Origin of the sequence: Arabiibacter massiliensis (assembly GCF_902386925.1) — a bacterium.
GTDB lineage: Bacteria > Actinomycetota > Coriobacteriia > Coriobacteriales > Eggerthellaceae > Arabiibacter > Arabiibacter massiliensis.
The window spans coordinates 2,929,474-2,949,245 of the sequence record NZ_LR698996.1; the positions used below are offsets into that span (position 1 = coordinate 2,929,474).

Here is a 19,772-nt window from a genome sequence, read left to right on the forward strand (position 1 = left end):
AGCCGTATCCGCCCAAGAACGAGGAGGTCCTCCATGTGGTACGTGATCCAGGTCCTTTCCGGACAGGAGGGCAAGGCGTGCGAGCTCATCAACTCCCAGATCGCCGGCGAGCGCTCCCAGGACGGCAAACCCGTCCTCAAAGAGTGCTTCGTGCCACGCTACCAGGTGGAACGCAAGTTCCACGGGCAGTACCGCACCCTCACGCGCAACCTGTTCCCCGGCTACGTGATAGCCGTCACCAGCCGCGTGGGCGAGCTGAACGAGCGTTTGGGCAGGATCCCGACGTTCACCCGCATGCTCGGCAGCGAGAAGTCTTTCATTCCCCTCGATCGGACCGAGAAGGCCCTCATCAACGCCTTCACTACCGAGAAGCACCGCGTGGTGAGCCTGTCGAAGGCGGTGATCGTAGGCGACGACGTGGTGGTCACCGAAGGCCCCATGATCGGCCGCGAAGGCTGGATCACCGAGGTCAACCGCCGCAAGGGAACCGCGCGCATCGAGACGGACATGTTCGGCAGAACCATCAACGTAGAGATAGGACTAGCCGTTGTCGGCCGAAGGCCAGAAAAAGAATAGAAGCCTCTCATGGGATGTCATCCTGAGAGGGGTGAAGCTCCCCCTCTGTCATCCTGAGCGAGCGATAAGCGCTCCCCCTTGTCATCCTGAGCGGAGCGCACAGCGCGGAGTCGAAGGATCCCGCATGGCGTCAGCCACAAACCTCCCGGCATACGCTGCCGACGGGGGGGGGGGGCGTTGATCGCAGCCTCTCGCACGTCCCAGCCCGCTCCGTCGAGCCCGACGGAGTAACCGTGCGCCCCAACCGCCGCAAACCTCGCCAAAAGAGGGCAGCCGCATGACCGTCGAAGAGAACGCAATGACGGTCGACGGGGACGAGGCCTTTGTCGTCGAAGCCGCTGTGACATCTGAGCACGTGCGCTCCGAAGCGCAGAGCGAGTGGGCGCAGCTCGCAGAGCGTCTGCATCCCGGCATGTCGGTGCGGCTCCCCCTCTCGCGCATCCCGAGCAGGTCCTACGCCCATGCGAAGCGCGTGCTCGACATAGCCTGCGCGGCGCTCGCCATCGTCGCGCTCTCGCCCGTCCTTCTGGCCTGCGCCGTCGCGGTGAAGGCCACCTCGCCGGGGCCCGTGCTCTTCCGCCAGGAGCGGTGGGGGCGCGCGGGAGGGCGCTTCGAGTGCTGGAAGTTCCGCACGATGCTCTTGGAAACCCCGCCGGACATGCCCGCTCAGGACTTCGAGGACAAGGCCGCGTTCATGACGCCCGTGGGCGACTTCCTCAGGCGGTGGTCCTTGGACGAGCTGCCGCAGCTCGCGAACATCCTCAAGGGCGACATGTCGGTGGTCGGGCCGCGCCCCGTGATCATCCGCGAGCGGCGCCTGATCGATCTGCGCATCCCGCTCAACGCCGAGGCCGTGCGCCCGGGCCTCACGGGATGGGCCCAGGTCAATGGCCGCAACCTGGTCACCGACGAGGAGAAGGCGTTCCTGGACGGCGAGTACGTGGCCAACATGAGCCTGGCCTTCGACGCGCGGGTGTTCTTCCGGACGCTGGCCGTTGTGGTGAGCCGGCGGGGCGTTGATAGGGATTCAAAATGAACACTATCGCCGACCTTGTTTCAGTGATTATGCCTAATTACAACTGCGAAGCCTATATCAGCGAATCAATTGAATCCGTGCTATCGCAAAGCTATCCGAATTGGGAATTGATAGTTGTCGATGATTGCTCATCCGATAACTCGGCAGAGATTGCCAAAACTTTTTGTTCCGCGAGTTCGAAAATCCGTCTAGTAGAGTTAGCCGAAAACACAGGAGCAAGCAACGCAAGGAATAAGGGGATTTCCCTTGCGCAGGGGGAATACATTGCATTTCTTGATAGCGATGACATTTGGCTTCCCGAAAAGCTTTCAATGCAGGTTCAATTTATGAAAGAGAATTCCTGCGCATTCAGCTGTGCGTCGTATGCGGTTATTTCTGAAGATGGGGCAAGCAAAGGTGTCGTAAAGAGGCCGCCGAGAAGCGTTGGGTACCATAGACTGCTATATCTAGGAGATTCGATAGGGAATTCCACGGCCATTTATAGTCAGCGGATGCTTGGGAAATGCTACGCACCCAGCATTAAGAAGCGAAATGATTACGCATTATGGTTAAGCATCCTTCGGGATAATGACGTAAGGGTTTACGGTCTTCGGGAAGTTGTTGCCAATTATCGGGTGCGCGAGGGTAGTCTATCGTCCGGCAAACGCAATCTTCCAAAATGGCAGTGGCATCTCTATCGAGAAATAGAGCATCTTTCCATTGCGTCAGCGGCAATGGCCTTTGTCATTTGGGCACTAACCAAATCCGTTGGTTATGGCGTGGACAAGCTGCTCGAATTGAATTTCAATAAAAGTGGCGCATTGAAAGTTGATTAGACAATGTATGTTCTGCTTATAAACGCTGCTCTGATTGCAATCTACGGCCCTATTGTATCAAGCAAAAGCAAGAAGGTTTGCGTAACGCTTATCGGCATTCAGCTGTTTTTGCTTCTTGCCCTTCGAAGCGAATCGTATGGGCCCGACTTTGAGATTTATGCTGCGGGATACAGATATATCTCAAGCCTCACTTTTTCTCAAATGCTGGGTGCTCTTAATCCCAATATTTTCGACAACGCGAATTTGATATACCCATACGACTTCGAAAACGGATGGGTCGTTTTAAATTGGCTATTTGCTTCTTTTGGATTTAGCTATCACGGATTAATTGTACTTCTAGCGGCAGTTACATCGTTCTCGTTCTGCTACTTTTCTTTGCGTTATTCTGATACGCCTTGGTTTACTCTGTTCATTTTGAGTACCATGAATTTTCTTTGGTACTCGATTTCAATATTAAGACAGACGCTCGCTTTATCGATTTTTCTATTCGGCATCGTCTATATCGTCAAGCGAAAACCCATCAAATTCATGTTGGTTATACTTTTGGCGATGATGTTTCATAGGGCCGTTCTATTGGCGGCTTTGCTTTATCCGCTTTCTAGGATCAAAATGACAAAGAGGAAGCTCACGTATATTTTTGTTGCGTTCGTTGTGTTATGTGCGCTTTCCGCTTTTGTGCTGCCAGAAGTTCTGAAAATGATTCTCGGCGTATTTGGAAAAGCGGGGCTTACATTAAGCTTCTCATGGAGCAATCTCATCACTTTGCATATAGTGATCTTCGTTGCGATCCTGCTTCTGTTCGATGTAGATAAAATGGCTGAAGAATTTAATGCGAACCTTTCATTGTGTGGAGTAGCTGCAAGTCTCCTCTTTTGCTCGGTGTCGCTAAATAATGAAGTTCTGGCGCGAGCTGATGAATATCTTTGGATATTTGTCAGCCTTCTTATTCCAGTCTGTTTAAGGCAGGTTGATCCACGAATAGCTGTTTTAGGCAAAATGGGTGCGATCTGCTTACTTTTGCCTTTCCTTGCGTACCAGATATATGGAACAATTCTCGATCCGTACATTTCAATATTTGGACCGATTTTTTAGCTCTATGAATGCCAATCTGAATGCCAATGAAAATATTATTCGTAGCTAATAAATTTGGAGGTGGCGGTGCGGAGAGGGTTACGTCTATTCTCTGCAACCACTTCTACGCTAAAGGCTACCGTTCGGGCGCCGTGTCTATAGACGAAGATCATTGTTCTTATGAATTGAGCCAGGGCGTAAAGATGTACGGTTGCCAGCCATGCGGCCAAAAGCATATCAATATACTTAAAAGGCTACATTTGATTAAAAAAGCTCTATCGGAGTTTGATCCCGACATAGTTGTTGCTCTTGGCCGCCCCATGAAATACGTACTGGCGGTTACTCGCGGAATGCAAGTCCAAACCGTTGCATCCGAGCGGAATTATCCGCCTTGTATTTATTCTGAAAGAGAATTTCGAAAGTGCGTTAAGAATTATGAGCGAGCATCGCGGGTAGTGTTCCAAACCGAAGAAGTTCAACAGCTTTTCCCGACTGATATCGTAAGTAAATCTAAAGTTATACCGAATCCTCTGGTGACTGCGTTGCCGGAATATGGTGGCCCTTGCAGTAAAAGAATAGTCACCGCAGCGCGTCTCGAGCCGCAAAAGAATCTGAGGCTCCTTATTGACGCATTCAATCTTTTTCACGAAAAAGTGCCAGGCTATTGTTTGGACATATTCGGAGATGGCTCGCTGCGCTTTGAGCTGCAGCAGCATATCAATTCCTTGCAGCTGGAGGACAAAGTCAAGTTGCATCCATACTCCGATGATGTTCATTCGGAAATACGCGATGCGGCCATGTTTGTGAGCTCTTCTGATTTTGAAGGAATGCAAAATTCGCTTATGGAGGCAATGGCGATGGGGATCCCTTGCGTTGCAACCGACTGCCTTGGTGGGGGAGCTAGGTTGCTAACAGGAGAAGGGAGACGCGGACTGCTTGTTGAGCGTGGAAATCGAAGGGCGTTAGCGGAAGCGATGATGGCGGTAGCAGTTGATCGAAAACTTGCAGAGGCGCTCTCATGCGAAGGAAAAAGCATTGCTTGCGAAAAACACCAGCTTGAGATATTGAACACATGGGAACAATTTCTAGTATATGGATGCTAAGACATGACTGAGGTATTTGAAAAACTCTATTGCTGCTTCTATCAGTATGTATGCGCTAAAAATGGTGAAGCATATGCAAAACGAATGGATGCTCGAATTCGTTTTGGCAGGAGGCTCAATTTGGATCGTCCGGTATCTTTGGCGGATAAAATCACCTGGCTTGAGCTCAATGAGCAAAGTAGTCTTAAAGTTGATTGCACTGACAAGTATCTAGTTAGAGACTATCTCAAGATTAAAGAGATGGGACAGTACTTGATTCCTCTATGCGCGGATCCGTGGTTTTCTGAGGCGGATATTAGCTTTGATGGTCTCCCAAATCAATTCATAATGAAAGCGACACATGGTTGCAAAATGAACCATATTTGTCTTGATATGGCCAATACGAAAAACGAAGAGCTTTTCTCGCTTGCAAAAACTTGGTTATGCTCAGACTATGTTGGTGCATATTTCGAGCCTCATTATCGCAAAATCAAACGCGGTGTTATTTGCGAAAACTTGATAGCCCCGCCAGACGAAATAGTCGACTACAAAATACATTGCATAAATGGTAGCCCGGAATTCATTTTAACGTGCTGTGATCGCTCTACGGAATTAAAGCTCGGTCTATATGATTTGAATTGGCGAAAAATCGACGGATTGGCCTCTGGAACTTTAACCGCAGAAGTTGATAAGCCTGAAAATCTGGATGAGATGGTTCGCATATCGAGAAAGCTAAGCGAGGATTTCGACTTCGTAAGGGTTGATTTATACGAAACTCGGGGGCGCGTATATTTTGGAGAATTGACTTTCACTCCCGCTTCAGGTGTTCTGCCGTACTTTACGGATGAATTTCTAAAAGAACAAGGGGAAAAACTTGTCATTTCGTCTTTGGTGAGCTGAGAAAGTGAGCAAGAGGATGACAATAGGATTGATTGGTTGCATCGACCCTGAGGAAACGCTATTTGACGGCCAGACGATTAAGACGCGAACCATTTACAAGTTGCTTGTAGACAGGTATGGGGCATCGGCTGTTAAGTGTGTTGATACCAGGCAGTACAGGCTGAGGCCCTTTTCGGTAATTGCCGATCTCATTTCCTGCCTTTTTGCCTGCGATGATATGATCGTCCTCCTTTCTTCGAATGGACGAAAGGTTTTCTTTCCCGTCCTGAGCGTTGCTGCGAGAACCATGAAAAAGAGAATCTACCATAATCTCATTGGAGGCAGGCTCGCTGACGAGCTCGAGCGAAATCCCCGATATGTGAGGTATCTGAATTCTTTTGCAGTTAACTGGGTTGAAAGCCGAAAGCTAGAAGAACGCTTGACTCGTCTCGGATTGGCAAACGCAAAATATCTACCGAACTTCAAAACACTGCACCCTGTTAGTTTGAATGAAGTGAAACAAATGGAGTTCAGCGAGCATCCTCCCTATCGAATGTGCACTTTTAGTCGAGTAACAGAGAAAAAAGGAATCAGCGAAGCGTTGTTGGCCATAACGCAGCTTAATGAAAAAGCGGGATTCTCCTTACGGCATGACGGTTCTTCCGGCGCATCCGATTCCGCTTTCGCAACTCTAGATATTTATGGGCCTATTGACGATGCTTATAAAGATGAGTTCGAGTTTGCGTTAAAAAGTTGCCCCTATGCCAAATACAAGGGAGTCGTTGCTCCAGAGTCATCCGTCGAGGTGATCAAGGATTATTATGCGCTGCTTTTTCCCACTAAATGGGCTAGAGAGGGCATGCCGGGCACGATAATCGACGCCCTTTCGGCGGGCGTGCCGATTGTTGCTAGTAAATGGCTTCATTACTCGGAGATGCTTGAGGACGGTGTTACTGGTTTTGGTTACGATATCGATAAACCAGAGTTGCTTCTCGAGACATTGGAGAAGCTTTTGTTCGGAGAGGTGGAAATTGAGGCAATGAGAATGAACTGCCTTAATCGTTCTCGAAACTATACTCCTGACTTGGTATTTGGCGAGATGGTAAGGGTTATAGAAAGAAACATGGATAGTAATTGTTCGAAAAGTATTTGAGATTTCCACATACGCTAGATGAGGGGCATTTTGACAATCAAAGAAATTGCCAGCAAATTATTGAAATACATCTGTAAGCCTTCGCAGATATATCTGCTTGCTACCTCAAAGGGCTTTACTCGCTTTGTTCCTGACGGAATTCACCTGCAGTTGAGTTACCGCATCATTTTCGGGAGGAAACTCGATCTTGACAATCCTCGAACTTTTAGCGAGAAGCTCCAATGGCTCAAGCTTCATAATCGCAATCCTCTCTATACCTTAATGGTGGACAAGTATCGTGCCAAAGAGTTTATTGCTTCAAAAGTAGGTTTCGAGCACGTCGTACCCAACCTGGCTGTTTGGGATTCGCCTGAGTGTATAGATCTTCTCGGCTTGCCAGACAAGTTCGTGCTGAAGACAAACCATGACTGCGGCGGAGTAGTCATCTGCACCGACAAGGCGACTTTCGATTTAGAGAGCGCAAAGGTGGAGCTCGGAAGGCATCTCGCCAAAAACTATTACTATGGAGGTAGGGAATGGCCCTATAGGGATGTGAAGCCGTTGGTTTTTGCTGAAAAGTTTCTCGACGATTTTGATTCAAAAATTGATGATTCGGCAGATGGGTGGGAGGGTATTGACGAGTACGATTTCCTCTGCTTCAACGGTGAGCCCAAGCTCATTGCTTTTTGTCATGGGGACAAGACCGATCCTTCCAAGCGCTGCAATGATTATTATAGCTGCAGCTGGGATCCCCTTGAAATCACATGCGGTTACGAGGCTTGCGAGAGCGTTCATCGCAAGCCCAAGCAGCTAGATGAAATGCTCCTCATTGCAAAAGAATTGAGCAAGGGCATTCCGTTTCTCAGGGTGGATCTCTTTATCAGTCATGACATCGTTCTAGTGGGGGAGCTCACGTTCTTTCCATGGGGAGGATTTGCTCAGTTTCAGCCATTCGCGGCAGAGTGTGAGCTGGGCGAGTGGATAGACCTTGCAATTTTTGCACGAAACTCAAGAGAAGTGCTTTTGTGATGACGAGATCCTGTCGTACGGGGGTAAAAATATACCGAGTGCCTGTTGAGCGAAAAGACTTCTTTGGTTCCGCACGACGCCTTGAGTCGTTTTAAGAGCAACCCGTACAGACTGGCTCATTTTCACGTTGGGCAGATGTCTTTCCTCCTTCCTCAAAGAATAGCGTTCCGCAGCGGTGTCGGGGCGAGGATACTTCACGCCCATTGTGTCAATTCCATCAATTGGGGAATTCGTGAAAAAAGCGAATGCTATGGCGTATAGCTTCAATAAGAGGCTTGGGCTGCGCCTCGCAACCCATCTATTTGTCTACTCGGAAGAGGCTGCAAGGAGGAACGAATGTTCTTGAGCGTCCTTTTTGAGAATTGCTTTAGTTTTAAATCTGCAGCAAAGGCCTTGATCCGGTATGCTGTAGACCCTGAATTCAAGGTTCTTGTCAAGGTCAGGCACATCGTAGCAACCACCGGTCAATACTCTTTATGGCTGCACAGACGACTCTTGAAAAAGTATCCCATTCTGTTTGCGTCGAGGGCTCGCGTTGGAAAGAACCTTCGGATACCCCACTATATCGGAGTTGTCGTCGGCGCTGGGGTTACGCTGGGCGATGACTGCACGATTTACCAAAATGTCACGTTGGGTCAGAATCGCAACGAGTTTCCTACCGTCGGTGACGGCGTGATCATATACGCAGGCGCTAAGATTATCGGCGGCGTTCATATCGGGGATGGGGCGATAATCGGCGCTAATTCGGTGGTCGTGAGCGACGTGCCCGAGAATGCTGTAGTCGGGGGGATACCTGCAAGGGTGATCAGGATGAGAGCACCCTCTGACGACGAACTGCACTGATCGGTTCAATAGCAAAATTGACGAAACTCAAAACAAACATCGCTTACAACTTCGCCTATCAGCTGCTGATCCTGCTGTTGCCGTTGATCACCGCTCCTTATCTTGCGCGTGTGGTGGGCGCGGAGGGGGTCGGGGTCTACTCGTACTCTTACGCGGTTGCCACGTACTTCGTCTATTTCGTCATGCTCGGCCTCAATAGCTACGGCAACCGCACCATAGCGGCTTGCCAAGATAACAGGGTCGAGCGGTCGCGCGCCTTCTGGTCCATTTTCGCGATGCAGGCCGCATGTTTCGCGGTCGCCGGGGGATGCTACCTGGGGTACTCCCTCCTCTTTGCAGGCGATGCGACCGTCGCTTTGCTTCAAGGTCTCTACGTGCTGTCCGCTCTGTTCGATATCAACTGGTTTTTCTTCGGAATGGAGAGGTTCCGGCTCACGGTGGTTCGCAACACGGTGGTGAAGGTCGCAACCACGGTGCTCATTTTTGTGTTCGTCAAAGACTCGGGCGATGTGGATACGTATGTCGGCATCATAGGCGGTGGGTCTCTCGTGTCGCAGCTGGCGCTTTGGCCGTTCCTTAGGCGCTTCGTCGACTTTTACCTCCCGAGGTTTTCGGAGATAACCCCGCATTTGAGGCCGAATGCGATCCTCTTCGTTTCCGTCATCGCCATCAGCGCTTACAATGTGTTGAGCAAGATCATGCTTGGCTCGATGGCCGGTGCCGAGGCGGTGGGCTTCTTTGAGAACGCGGCGAAGATAGCGGCGGTCCCGGTGGCCCTGGTGGGGGCCGTCGGTACGGTTATGCTGCCAAGGGCGAGTGCATTGATATCGAAAGGAGAGGCCGACAGGGCCAGCTCGCATACCGATAAAACGTTGCGCGGCGTTATGGTGTTCACTTCGCTCGCCGCGTTCGGCATACCCGCCATCGCCTCGCCGTTCACGCAGGTGTTCTACGGCCCCGGCTTCGAGGAATCCGCTCGCGTTCTCGCGATCCTTGCGGCCACCGTCCCGCTGCTCGGTTTCGGTAACGTTCTCAGAACCCAGTATCTTATCCCGAATGCCCGAGACTCGGTCTTCCTGTGGTCGGCCGTCTGCGGAGCTGTGGCGAGCGTCGCTCTCAACCTGTTGCTGATACCCGACTTCGGTGCGGTGGGCTCTGCGTGCGCCTCCGTGGGAGCGGAGTCTGCCGTGCTGATCTACCAGGTGGTGAGGGTGAAGGGGGAGATACCCCTTGCGCGCTATCTCTTGCATGCCTCCGTGTTCCTGTTGATCGGGGCCGCGATGGGGGCTGTCCTGGCCTTTGTGCCGAGCGTTGGAGATCCGCTTGGGGACGTGGTCTTCAGGGTGCTTGTCGGTTCGATCGTCTATCTGCCGCTGGCGTTTTTGGCGGAAAGGACTCTCGGAAGGCGCGATGGCGAAAGCGCCAAGAAAGGAATGGTTCGATGAGGCATGCGAATGGGAGATGCGGAGAAGGTCGGCTTGAAGGTTCGAAGAGCGTGGCCCTTCGCGTTTCGCTTGTGCTGAACACGGTTCTGGTTCTGGTTGTGGCGGCTTGCGGCGTGTACAAGTTCACCGATATCAGAACTGTGCTCGGGGGGGGGGCTTCACATGACGAGAACACCTGGTTTGAGCCGTTCGTGTCGCAAGCCCGCGATCTGAGTCTGGTTGAGGAGTCGGACGTTGTCATGCTGGGCGATTCCCTGACGATGTACGGCCTATGGGGCGAGCTCTTTCCCGACGCTCGTATCCTCAACCGCGGTATCGGCAGCGACGTGTCCGAAGGTGTTCTCAACAGGCTTGATACAGTGACCTCGACTAATCCGGATAAGGTTTTCATCATGATCGGAACGAACGATATAGCAAGGGGTCATGACGTTAATCCCATAGCTGGAAACGTCGAGGAAGTCATCTCGAGGCTCGTGGATGACTTGCCGGAGGCGGAAATCTATCTGGAGAGCGTGCTCCCGCGAACATCGAAGTATTCGGAGCAAATACAGGAGCTGAACAAGGCTTATCGCCAAATCTGCGACAGGCGCGAGGGGGTCGGGTTCGTCGACCTGCATCCCCTCTTCTGCGATGCGGACGGGGTGCCCGATACCGAGTTGTTCGCGTCGGACGGCTATCACATCAGTGGCGTAGGCTACCGTGTCTGGGCAAAGGCGAACGGGGGATACATTGAATGAGCTTCCGTGGATATGAGAAAGAAGGCGAGACGTTGAAAAAAATGACGTGCGGGGCTGTTCTTGTGACCGGTGCCGCCGGCTTCATCGGCGCGTTCCTGTGCAAACGGCTGCTCGAGAAGACCGACGCGCGCGTGGTCGGGCTCGACAACGTGAACGACTACTACGACGTCGCCATAAAGGAGGAGCGGCTGCGGATGCTTGCCGAGGCGGCGGGCGGGAGCGCGGAGGATGCGAGAGCCGACGGCTTTTCCCGCGGGCGGTTCGAGTTCGTGCGGGGCGACCTCGCCGACGAGGCCGCAGTCGAGGCGCTCTTCGAGCGGGTCCGGCCCGACGTCGTCGTGAACCTCGCGGCGCAGGCGGGGGTGCGCTACTCCATCGAGAACCCGCGCGCCTACGTCGACTCCAACCTCGTCGGGTTCTTCAACGTGCTTGAGGCGTGTAGGCACCATCCGGTCGAGCACCTCGTGTACGCATCCTCCTCCTCCGTCTACGGCGGCAACGAGAAGGTGCCCTTCTCCGAGGAGGACCGCGTGGACTCGCCGGTGTCCCTCTACGCGGCCACCAAGAAGTCCAACGAGCTCATGGCCCATGCCTACTCCAAGCTCTACTCCATCCCCGCGACGGGGCTTCGCTTCTTCACGGTCTACGGCCCCATGGGCCGCCCCGACATGGCCTACTTCGGCTTCACCGAGAAGCTCGTGCGCGGCGAGTCCATCAAGATCTTCAACATGGGCGACTGCATGCGGGACTTCACCTACGTCGAGGACGTCGTGGAGGCCGTGGCGCGCGTCATGGAGAACCCGCCCGAGGTGAAGACGGGCGTGGACGGGCTGCCCCTGGCCGCGCACCGCGTGTACAACGTGGGCAACTCGAGCCCCGAGAGCCTCCTGAACTTCGTGGACACGCTGCAGCGCGTGCTGGTGGAGGAAGGAATCCTGCCTGAGGATTACGACTTCGAGGCTCATCGCGAGCTCGTCCCCATGCAGCCGGGCGACGTGCCCGTGACGTACGCGGACACCTCGGCGCTCGAGCGGGACTTCGGCTTCAGGCCCTCGACGCGCCTCGGGGACGGGCTGCGCGAGTTCGCTTGCTGGTACAAGGGGTATCGCGGGAAGCGGGGCGAGGCATGAGTGGAACGTTCCGCGAGGACAGGCGGCGATATGGCGACGGGGGGGGGGTGCTGACTTGCTATGAGCTTCGCTTTCTCTGGATTCTTCGCAGACTGCAAGACGGTGGGGGCGTCTTGCTGAAGCTCGCACACAGGCGCATGCTTCGGAAATACGGGCTGGAGATCCCCGCCTCTGCGACCATTGGAGGCGGGCTGTATCTCGGCCACGCCTACAACATCACCGTCAACCCTGCGGCGATCATCGGCAGGAACTGCAACCTGCATAAGGGCGTGACCATCGGCCAGGAGAACCGCGGCAAGAGGAAAGGGGCGCCGCGCATTGGGGACCGTGTATGGATAGGCGCGAACAGCACGGTGGTCGGTAGCGTCAGCATCGGGACGGACGTGCTGATCGCTCCTAACAGCTATGTGAACTGCGACGTCCCATCGCACAGCATCGTCTTGGGAAGCCCCTGCAAGATCATTCCGAGGGCGAATGCGACGGAGGGATACATCAACAGGACCGTCTAGCTCGGTCTTGAGTAAGCACTTTGATAACGGAAGAGGTAAGGATGATGAGGATAGCGGTCGCGGGCACCGGGTACGTGGGGCTGTCGCTGGCGGTGCTCTTGGCTCGGCGCAACGAGGTCGTGGCGGTGGACGTCGTCCCCGCGAAGGTCGAGGCGCTCGCCAGATGGGAGAGCCCCATCAGGGACGCCGAGATCGAGGAGGCGCTCGCCGAGGCTGCCTCGGGGGAGCGCCCGCTCGCGCTCTCGGCGACGCTCGACGCCAAGGCGGGCTACGCGGGCGTCGACTTCGCCGTCGTGGCCACCCCCACCGACTACGACCCGGCGAGGAACTTCTTCGACACCTCGAGCGTGGAGGCGGCCGTGGCCGCCATCCGCGCCGCGAGCCCGGGGGCGTGGATCGTCGTCAAGTCGACCGTCCCCGTGGGCTACACCTCGCAGCTGCGCGAGCGTCTGGGAGATCCCCGCATCCTGTTCAGCCCCGAGTTCCTGCGCGAGGGCCGCGCGCTCTACGACAACCTCCACCCCTCCCGCATCATCGTGGGCGCCGACGAGTCGGACCCCGAGTCCATGGAAGCCGCCCGGCGCTTCGCGGGGCTCCTCGCCGAGGGGGCCGAGGACGACGCCCCGGTCCTCGTCATGGGCTCCACCGAGGCCGAGGCCGTGAAGCTCTTCGCCAACACCTTCCTCGCGCTGAGGGTCGCCTACTTCAACGAGCTCGACACCTACGCGTGCTCGCGGGGCCTGGACGCCGCGCGCGTCATCGAGGGCGTGTGCCTGGACCCCCGCGTAGGCTCCCACTACAACAACCCCTCCTTCGGCTACGGCGGCTACTGTCTGCCCAAGGATACCAAGCAGCTGCTCGCGAACTACGCCGACGTGCCCCAGAACATCATGGGGGCGGTCGTGGAGGCCAACCGCACCCGCAAGGACTTCGTGGCCGACCAGGTGCTCGAGCGCGCCTCGGCGCTGGACGAGCCGCTCGTGGGCATCTACCGCCTCACCATGAAGACCGGTTCGGACAACTTCCGCGCGAGTTCGGTGCAGGGCGTCATGAAGCGCGTGAAGGCCAAGGGCGTGCCCGTGCTGGTCTACGAGCCCACGCTCGAAGCCCCCGATTTCTTCGGCTCCGAGGTGACGCACGACCTCGCGTCCTTCAAGGAGCGCTGCGGCGTGATAGTCGCCAACCGCTGGAGCGACGAGCTCGCGGACGTGGCGGACAAGGTGTACACGCGGGATCTGTTCAAGAGGGATTGACGAAACCTGACGCGTTCGAAGTCGAGACGGGCTTTTTTGCATTGCGCTTCAGAAGGGTGTAAAGATGTGACCCAGGCGGGGTCTGGCGGATCCGGAGCATCGTTGAACGTAGATTTAGCAGCGTGCAGTTTCGAAGACGACAGGCTTGTTCTGATCTGGTGATGAGGGATTATGGCACCTGAATCGATACAGCTAGGGACGGCGTGGATCGTAGCGTCTGTCCTGTGTCGGCATACTGTGCGGGCTGTCGTTTTGCAGCGGCGTGATTGACGCCGAGACGCGCAAGTACCGGCTGTTCAACGTAGATAAAGGGGAGCTTTTGCTCGCAGTGTTTTCGGACGAGATCGGCGTGTTCGACAAAATCGCTCGGGTTGAAGTTGAAGAAGGCATACACGCTCGTGTTCGTTGCGTTCAGGAACATGAACTACGGGGAGATGGCGGATGCTGTCAAAGATCTCATGAAGCGCGCGAAAGGCGCGTCCTATGCGTTTCTCGTCTGGTTTATGGGAGAGCCTCAGGCGAAAATGTTCGCCGAATCGAAGAACGGCAAAAGCCACGACGAACCAGTTCCGAGCGGGGAGGAGGCGGAGTCGGATCGGCCGTCTGCCTGACGGGCCGCGCTTCTTCCGTCATCCTACCAAAAAGGATTTACCCCGCCCGAGTTGAACTGCCCGCAGTCCTCCGTCCAGAACTCCATGTCCTCGCGGATCGTCTCGATCAGGCAGTCGTAAGACTCCTTCTCGACGGCGCCGTGTCCGAGCATGCACTTGTAGAACTTCTTGAAGCTCGCGGCGTTCGACCTGATTGAGCTCGGCGTCGACCACATGCACTTGCGGATGAAGAAGTCCCCGAGGAACTCGTCCGCCATGAAGCAGCCCTGCTCCATCTCAAGCGGCTCGCACCTCAGCAGGAACACGTTCAGGTAGAACTCGACGTTCTCCAGGTGTCGGCGGACAGTCTTCTCCGCCAGCCCCGCGTTCTCAAGCGACTCCTCGAACCAAGCGAGGTAGCGCGCGTTCTCCTGCCTGCGCACCTCGCACCGTCGCTCGTACTCTTCGTAGTCGAATTCGTCCATCAACACCCCGTCCAATCCGAAGGTCTCCAGTAAGCGGAAATCTTACCATAGCTCACCGTGCCTTTGAGAAGCGGGATGCGGCCAATGATCCGCATGTGGAGCGTCTATTGAAACATGGCATCGACATCTTCGACAGTCATCGCATAGCTTTCGAATCCGCAAACATCGTGTCTTGTCGTAATAGAGCCAGTCTCGAAAAGCTTCGAAATGTCGTTGGGCACGTCGCGGCAATTCGGATCCGAGTGGTCTGCCAGCTGGCCATGCCAATAGTCTCCGATACGCTTAGCGAAAAGCAGGTTCACGTAATACAACCCGGCGAGCGCCTTAAGCGCATTCTCGAAACAGCCAAACTCGAAATTCGCAGCGCGATCGTGTTTGACCTTGTTGTGGTCGCTCCACCACTTCGGAGCGCTGCTCGGCGTCATTCCGGAGAACGGCTTCAGCTCGATCGCCTCCGCTCCGCGAACGACTTCGATCACCGCCTCCGAGTCGAACAAGCTGTCGGAAATCAGGCTGCTCGCATAGTTGGGGAATCTCGGCTCTTCTGGATAGACGTACATCGCCTTCGCAATCGACTCGAACAACTCGCATGTCATGAGGAGCTGGCGAATGATCTTCTCAGAGCATGTTCCGAAGTTCGATCGCCTTAAGGCGACGTAATCCAGCAGGGTCAGGAACTCGCGCTCGCAAAGAAGATACGGCTCCCAGTGGCACGCCAAAAACTCTCGTCGTTCGATCATGGTGTGCCTTTCGCGAGTTCGGGTCGGTTAAAAGAGGGTTCTTGGATCGAATGCGGGGCTCGGCAACTCGGATATCATGCGTATGACCAAGCTCCGATCCCTCGCGTCAGACTTGGCAACGACGGCTTCATCATCATCGAGGTCAGAAAGGAAGGCATAAGCCGTCATCACGGCGTCGGAGAGTTCTTTCGCGGAGGGAGCGGGAACCGCCAATGCGCCGATATCCTCCGCGTCGAAGTCGTCCCCCGATCGATCGCGCAGCCATCGACCGGGTTTGAAAACCGACCCAGCATGCCCCGGCTTCCAGTGCGTTGCGCCCGCATGCATACCGTTGGTGTCTACCCATATCTTCAGCACAGAGAGCTTGCGGATAAGCGCCTTGTCCAGGAAGCGTTCGACGCTCGGAGTGGATGCGATCCACCTGAGGTCGTATAGGTCGCGTGCCGTTGTCGTCCGATTAAGACGCGCGATCTTTTCAGAAATGTTCTCTTCGAGCCGCAGGGTCTTGATTCTCGGCAACGGATCTTCTCCGTATTGTGCATGGATAGGCAAGGGAACCCAATCCCTTTCAGCAGGCAAGATCCACGGAGACGGTGAGAAGTCGAGCTTCGTTGCGAGGGTTGGTGCATCGACAAATGGGCTGGCGAACGTTACCGACCATTTGCCGCGCCGCTCGCTCACCCCATATTTGAATGGTTCGATCTCGAGGCCGTCGACCTCTGTCACGAAGGCGAGCGCAGCCTCGTCAGGATCGATGCTCGCGTCTGCAACGGCGAAGTCGAGATCGAGGGAGAATCGGCCCTCGCGTCCCGCGTAGAGCTTTCTGATAGCCGTTCCGCCTTTTATGGCGAGGCTGTCCAGCAAGCCGCAAGAGTGCAGGTGGCGCAGCAGAAGATCCTGCGCGATGTCCACGACGGCTGCCTCCCTGCCCTGTGCTCCCGCATTCGCCGGCGTATGTCGCGCGACGTGTCCTATCCGGATGTTCGCGGTCATCTCGCATCCTCCAATTCTGCCGGGTCGAAGGGGAGCAGCGTGTCCGATATCTTCCACCGCTCGTCGTTTCGCACTGCGGCGCCTCGCGGGCCGAAGCGGTTTTTCGCCGACGGGGGATATGCCTTGCGGATGGCCTCCGCGATGTCCGGCCTCATACCCTGCAGAAGGTAGCCGGTGCGAGCTGCGACGGAGGAGGGGCGTCCTCCGAGCTCCTCGATCGCCTTGTCGACGTTCATTTCGCAGGTCACGTCGGGAAGCCATTCAAGCGCGCCGCTCCACGACCTCACGGCGCTGGGTTTTGCTGCCATGTGGACGACGATGGCCTCAGGGGCGAGGCAGGGAGATCCTTTGGCCGTTGCGAGGGGCAGGTTGGAGCGAAACGACAGGGCGCGAACCCCGCTGGGCGTTTTCCATGTAGGGATGCCGTCGGCGAAGGCGGCCTCGATGCGTGCGGGAACGCGGTCGGCCACCCCGAGCGCCCAAGCTGCGGTCTGCATGGTGAGCGCGCATTCGGCCTCAGGGTGCGCGGCTTTCATCGATGCGAACGGCAAGAGTGGATCGAAGCTCGAGTAGGGCCCCGCGACCTCTGCGGGAGCGAACTCCCAAACGCCCCGCTGCCCGGTCTCGAGGAGCCATCCTCTGTCGCGGAGCCTTGCCGCCACCACCTTGGCCGGCGATTTGATGCCCGCCTCCTCCAGAATGGAGGCGAGATAGGAGGCGGTCACGAGCTCCGGGCGTTCAAGCTCAAGGCGTTCGAGCACGGGTGCCATTCGCGTCGAGATATTTCGTGTCATATGTCCATAGTTAGTTACCATATCTGTAACTAGTATATAATATTTGACATGATCACGAAAGGCCATTGCAACAAAAAAGCCGCCCCCGGCGCTCCCCGGGGGCGGCTCTCAACATGCGGCAAGCTCGCGCTCGCTAGCCCGCAACCTCGACCAGCGTGATCTCGAACGTCAAATCCTGGCCCGCCAGTTCGTGGTTCATGTCGAACGTCGCGACGCCGTCCTCGATGGAGCGCACGAACACGGGGAAGGGCTGGCCGCCCTGGCCCATCATGTAGATGGTCTGCCCCACGGGAAGCTGGTCGCCGTTGGGGATCTGGTCCACCGGCACCTTCTGCACCATGCCCTCATCGCGCTCGCCGTAGGCCTCGGCGGCGGGGATGCGCACGGTCTTCGTCTCGCCCTGCGCCATGTCCTTCACGGCGTTGTCGAAGCCGGGGATCATCTGGCCGGCCATGCACGTGAACTCGATGGGCTCGCCGCGGTCGACCGAGGAGTCGAACTTCGAGCCGTCGTCAAGCGTTCCCGTGTAGTGGACCTTGACCTTCTTGCCTTCGTTGCTCATTGAGGAGCTCCTTTTCATTGGGAAAACGATGCCCCCAGTCTACCCGAGCGCCCCGCCCGCCCGCTCGCTCGCGGCCAACTTGCTCCAAGTCGCCACAAGTCCGTCAACCACACGTCCGGCCCGGCAGGTCGCTCACGTCCAGCAGCGTGATCTCGAAGTTCAGCGCCCGCCCCACGGCCTCGTGGTTCAGGTCGAACACCGCTCGCTCCTCGTCCAGCTCCACGAGCCGCGCGGGGCACGTCCGCCCGTCGGGCGCCTCCAGGTGCATCACGGTGCCCACTTCCAATGGCACGCTCGCGGGGATCTTCGCCCGCTCCACCTCCATCACGCGCTCCTCGGTGCGCGCCTCGTAGGCCGCATCGGCGCCCACGCGCACGCGACGCGTCTCGCCTACGGCCATGTCGCGCACCGTCTCCACGAACGCCGGCGGCATCCATCCGTCCAGGCACGGGAACTCGATCGGGGGTTCCACCTGCTCGATGAACACGCTCCCATCGTCGAAGAGCCCGCGGTACGCCACCTTCACCATGCGGCCCTCGTTGCGCGCGGCCATGGCTCGCTACCGCCCGGCCACCGCGCCTGAGCGCTCGGCCAGCGTGGCCAGCGTCGTGCGCTCGGCCACCAGGCGCGCGAGAGGCTCCAGGTAGGGCCGGTCCGCCTCGCTCAGGCCGCGCTCGGCGATGGCCACCACCGCGTCGCACAGCTCGGCGACGGGCTGCCCGTACACCTCCGCGTCGTACCCGCGCGCCATGAGCGCCTCCTTGGCGGCGCCGTAGGCGGCCTCGTCCACCCCCGCGAACAGCTCGTCGAGCGCGTCCAGGCTGGCCGCGTCGTAGAACAGCCCTCTCACCAGCGCCGCGTACGCTATCACGTACGGCACGGGCATCGCGTCGGCCGGCCGGATCTCCACGTAGGTCTTCAGCCGCACGTCGTTGAAGAACATCGACAGCGCGTGCTCCACCTCCGCGCGCGTCATCGTGCGCTCGGCGTAGATGTCGCCGAACGTGCGGTCGGAGTAGCACCACTGCTCCTTCTTGCACGGGATGAGGATGGCCACCGTGTCCAGGATGTACTCGGCGTAACGCCGCAGGTCGAAGGGCGGGTCCAGCACGCCCGGCACCAGCCCGCAGCGGTCGTTGTCCATGTGCTGCCAGATCTCCGTGCGCACCAGCTCGTGCTTGCGCGGCTTGCCCTCGAACACCGGCGAGTTGTCGCACATGAGCGACAGCACCGGCACGAGCGCGAACGCCAGGCGCAGCTTGCGCAGGCAGTCGGCCGTGCTCGTGTAGTCGATCGACACCTGGGTAGACGCGCTGCCGCGCATCATGCACGGGCCGCACGTGTCCTTCTCGCCCAGGTAGAGGTTCATGAATTGGTAGCGGCGCTTCGGGATGAGCTCGAGGTCGCGTGCGGCCGCCGTGGGGTGGTAGCCCAGCGTGAGCAGGCGCTCGCCTGCGGGCTCGAGCAGCTCGCCGACGCGCTGTTCGAACGCGTCGAACGTCGCGCGCGCCGTGCTCAGGTCCACGAACGGCCCGGCGGACAGCTCCAGCTGCGCGGCGGGCTCGATGGTCACGGCTTCGCCGGGGCGCGAGACACCCAAAAGGTCGCCGTGCACGTCGCGCGTGAGGTGCGGGTACTCGTCTTTCAGCTGGTCGAGCAGCCAGGCCACCCCGCGCTCGCCGCTGTAGGAGACGGGGCTCATATCGTCGTGCACGATGATATGCTCCAGCTCGATGCCGAGCTCGCCCGGCCCGCCCGCCGGCTTGATGCCGCCTTCGAAGTACGAGACGATGGCGTCGATGTTGCTCTCGCGCGCGGGCTGTCCGCTCGCGGCGGCGGTGCTGGGGTTCATGGGCATCTCCTGGGTTGTGCGAAGCCGTATGAGGCGGTTTCGTTGCGTTTCGTGCATAGGATAGCGCTTATACGCTACTCTTCCAGTCGCCTTAAGCGCCGCCCCCGCGAAACCACATCCCGTTTCCACGCGGGCACGGGGTTGTCCCATTCTGAGAAACATGCTATAAAGTATATGGTCGCATTCATCGAATGGGGCTTCCAAGCGCCGAGGGCTATC

At 57.0% G+C, this 19,772-nt stretch carries 22 protein-coding genes; 15 read left to right on the top strand and 7 right to left on the bottom strand.

What is annotated here, in order from left to right; genetic code table 11:
* Positions 1-33: 33 nt before the first annotated feature.
* The 15 genes from loaP (at position 34) to FX134_RS12615 (ending at position 14,148) form a co-directional block, all read left to right on the top strand.
* Positions 34-576, top strand: coding sequence for an antiterminator LoaP (gene loaP / locus FX134_RS12545; RefSeq protein WP_080802543.1), 543 nt, complete (start codon positions 34-36; stop codon positions 574-576).
* 277 nt (positions 577-853) lie between these two features.
* A complete protein-coding gene (locus FX134_RS12550) occupies positions 854-1,612 on the top strand; it encodes a sugar transferase (protein ID WP_087881578.1) in 759 nt (252 codons plus the stop codon).
* A complete protein-coding gene (locus FX134_RS12555; RefSeq protein WP_080802546.1) occupies positions 1,609-2,427 on the top strand; it encodes a glycosyltransferase family 2 protein in 819 nt (272 codons plus the stop codon). Before FX134_RS12550 ends, FX134_RS12555 begins: the two co-directional genes overlap by 4 nt.
* Before the next feature lie 3 nt (positions 2,428-2,430).
* Positions 2,431-3,519: an EpsG family protein gene (locus FX134_RS12560; protein ID WP_080802549.1), complete on the top strand. Its 1,089-nt coding sequence runs from the start codon at positions 2,431-2,433 to the stop codon at positions 3,517-3,519.
* Positions 3,520-3,650: 131 nt separating this feature from the next.
* The gene (locus tag FX134_RS12565; RefSeq protein WP_172623482.1) at positions 3,651-4,601 is read left to right on the top strand and encodes a glycosyltransferase; all 951 of its coding nucleotides are present in this window, start codon (positions 3,651-3,653) and stop codon (positions 4,599-4,601) included.
* Positions 4,602-4,604: 3 nt separating this feature from the next.
* The gene (locus FX134_RS12570) at positions 4,605-5,480 is read left to right on the top strand and encodes an ATP-grasp fold amidoligase family protein (RefSeq protein WP_080802557.1); all 876 of its coding nucleotides are present in this window, start codon (positions 4,605-4,607) and stop codon (positions 5,478-5,480) included.
* Between the two features lie 16 nt (positions 5,481-5,496).
* On the top strand, positions 5,497-6,612 hold the full coding sequence (locus FX134_RS12575) for a glycosyltransferase (RefSeq protein ID WP_080802560.1): 1,116 nt from the start codon (positions 5,497-5,499) through the stop codon (positions 6,610-6,612).
* Positions 6,613-6,642: 30 nt separating this feature from the next.
* Entirely contained in the window at positions 6,643-7,620 is a 978-nt protein-coding gene (locus FX134_RS12580; protein WP_172623483.1) for an ATP-grasp fold amidoligase family protein, read from the top strand.
* A 336-nt stretch (positions 7,621-7,956) separates the two neighbouring features.
* Complete coding sequence (locus FX134_RS14980; RefSeq protein ID WP_080802568.1) at positions 7,957-8,463, top strand: serine O-acetyltransferase; 507 nt, start codon at positions 7,957-7,959, stop codon at positions 8,461-8,463.
* Between the two features lie 17 nt (positions 8,464-8,480).
* Entirely contained in the window at positions 8,481-9,908 is a 1,428-nt protein-coding gene (locus tag FX134_RS12590) for a flippase (RefSeq protein WP_172623484.1), read from the top strand.
* Positions 9,905-10,645, top strand: coding sequence for a GDSL-type esterase/lipase family protein (locus FX134_RS12595; RefSeq protein ID WP_080802573.1), 741 nt, complete (start codon positions 9,905-9,907; stop codon positions 10,643-10,645). Before FX134_RS12590 ends, FX134_RS12595 begins: the two co-directional genes overlap by 4 nt.
* A gap of 41 nt (positions 10,646-10,686) precedes the next feature.
* Positions 10,687-11,775, top strand: a complete 1,089-nt coding sequence (locus FX134_RS12600) for an NAD-dependent epimerase/dehydratase family protein (RefSeq protein WP_080802576.1) — start codon at positions 10,687-10,689, stop codon at positions 11,773-11,775.
* Positions 11,776-11,888: 113 nt separating this feature from the next.
* Positions 11,889-12,284 carry a serine O-acetyltransferase gene (locus FX134_RS12605; RefSeq protein ID WP_197735982.1) on the top strand — a complete coding sequence of 132 codons (396 nt, stop codon included), beginning with the start codon at positions 11,889-11,891 and terminating at the stop codon, positions 12,282-12,284.
* 41 nt (positions 12,285-12,325) lie between these two features.
* Positions 12,326-13,537 (top strand): nucleotide sugar dehydrogenase, encoded by a 1,212-nt coding sequence (locus FX134_RS12610; protein ID WP_232050949.1) that lies wholly within the window; start codon positions 12,326-12,328, stop codon positions 13,535-13,537.
* Between the two features lie 377 nt (positions 13,538-13,914).
* Positions 13,915-14,148, top strand: a complete 234-nt coding sequence (locus FX134_RS12615; RefSeq protein WP_172623485.1) for a hypothetical protein — start codon at positions 13,915-13,917, stop codon at positions 14,146-14,148.
* Positions 14,149-14,171: 23 nt separating this feature from the next.
* On the opposite strand, the gene FX134_RS12620 is transcribed toward FX134_RS12615, so the two are convergent.
* The 7 genes from FX134_RS12620 to FX134_RS12650 all read right to left on the bottom strand — a co-directional run bounded on the left by FX134_RS12620 (position 14,172) and on the right by FX134_RS12650 (position 19,553).
* Positions 14,172-14,612: a hypothetical protein gene (locus FX134_RS12620; protein ID WP_080802584.1), complete on the bottom strand. Its 441-nt coding sequence runs from the start codon at positions 14,610-14,612 to the stop codon at positions 14,172-14,174.
* A 104-nt stretch (positions 14,613-14,716) separates the two neighbouring features.
* The gene (locus tag FX134_RS12625) at positions 14,717-15,352 is read right to left on the bottom strand and encodes a hypothetical protein (protein ID WP_080802586.1); all 636 of its coding nucleotides are present in this window, start codon (positions 15,350-15,352) and stop codon (positions 14,717-14,719) included.
* 27 nt (positions 15,353-15,379) lie between these two features.
* Positions 15,380-16,345: a nucleotidyl transferase AbiEii/AbiGii toxin family protein gene (locus FX134_RS12630; protein WP_172623486.1), complete on the bottom strand. Its 966-nt coding sequence runs from the start codon at positions 16,343-16,345 to the stop codon at positions 15,380-15,382.
* Positions 16,342-17,205, bottom strand: a complete 864-nt coding sequence (locus FX134_RS12635; protein WP_080802592.1) for a type IV toxin-antitoxin system AbiEi family antitoxin — start codon at positions 17,203-17,205, stop codon at positions 16,342-16,344. Before FX134_RS12635 ends, FX134_RS12630 begins: the two co-directional genes overlap by 4 nt.
* 67 nt (positions 17,206-17,272) lie before the next feature.
* Positions 17,273-17,701 (bottom strand): FKBP-type peptidyl-prolyl cis-trans isomerase, encoded by a 429-nt coding sequence (locus FX134_RS12640; RefSeq protein WP_080802595.1) that lies wholly within the window; start codon positions 17,699-17,701, stop codon positions 17,273-17,275.
* Between the two features lie 103 nt (positions 17,702-17,804).
* Positions 17,805-18,254 (bottom strand): FKBP-type peptidyl-prolyl cis-trans isomerase, encoded by a 450-nt coding sequence (locus FX134_RS12645; protein ID WP_232050950.1) that lies wholly within the window; start codon positions 18,252-18,254, stop codon positions 17,805-17,807.
* Between the two features lie 6 nt (positions 18,255-18,260).
* Positions 18,261-19,553, bottom strand: a complete 1,293-nt coding sequence (locus FX134_RS12650) for a glutamate-cysteine ligase family protein (protein WP_080804063.1) — start codon at positions 19,551-19,553, stop codon at positions 18,261-18,263.
* Between the last annotated feature and the right edge of the window lie 219 nt (positions 19,554-19,772).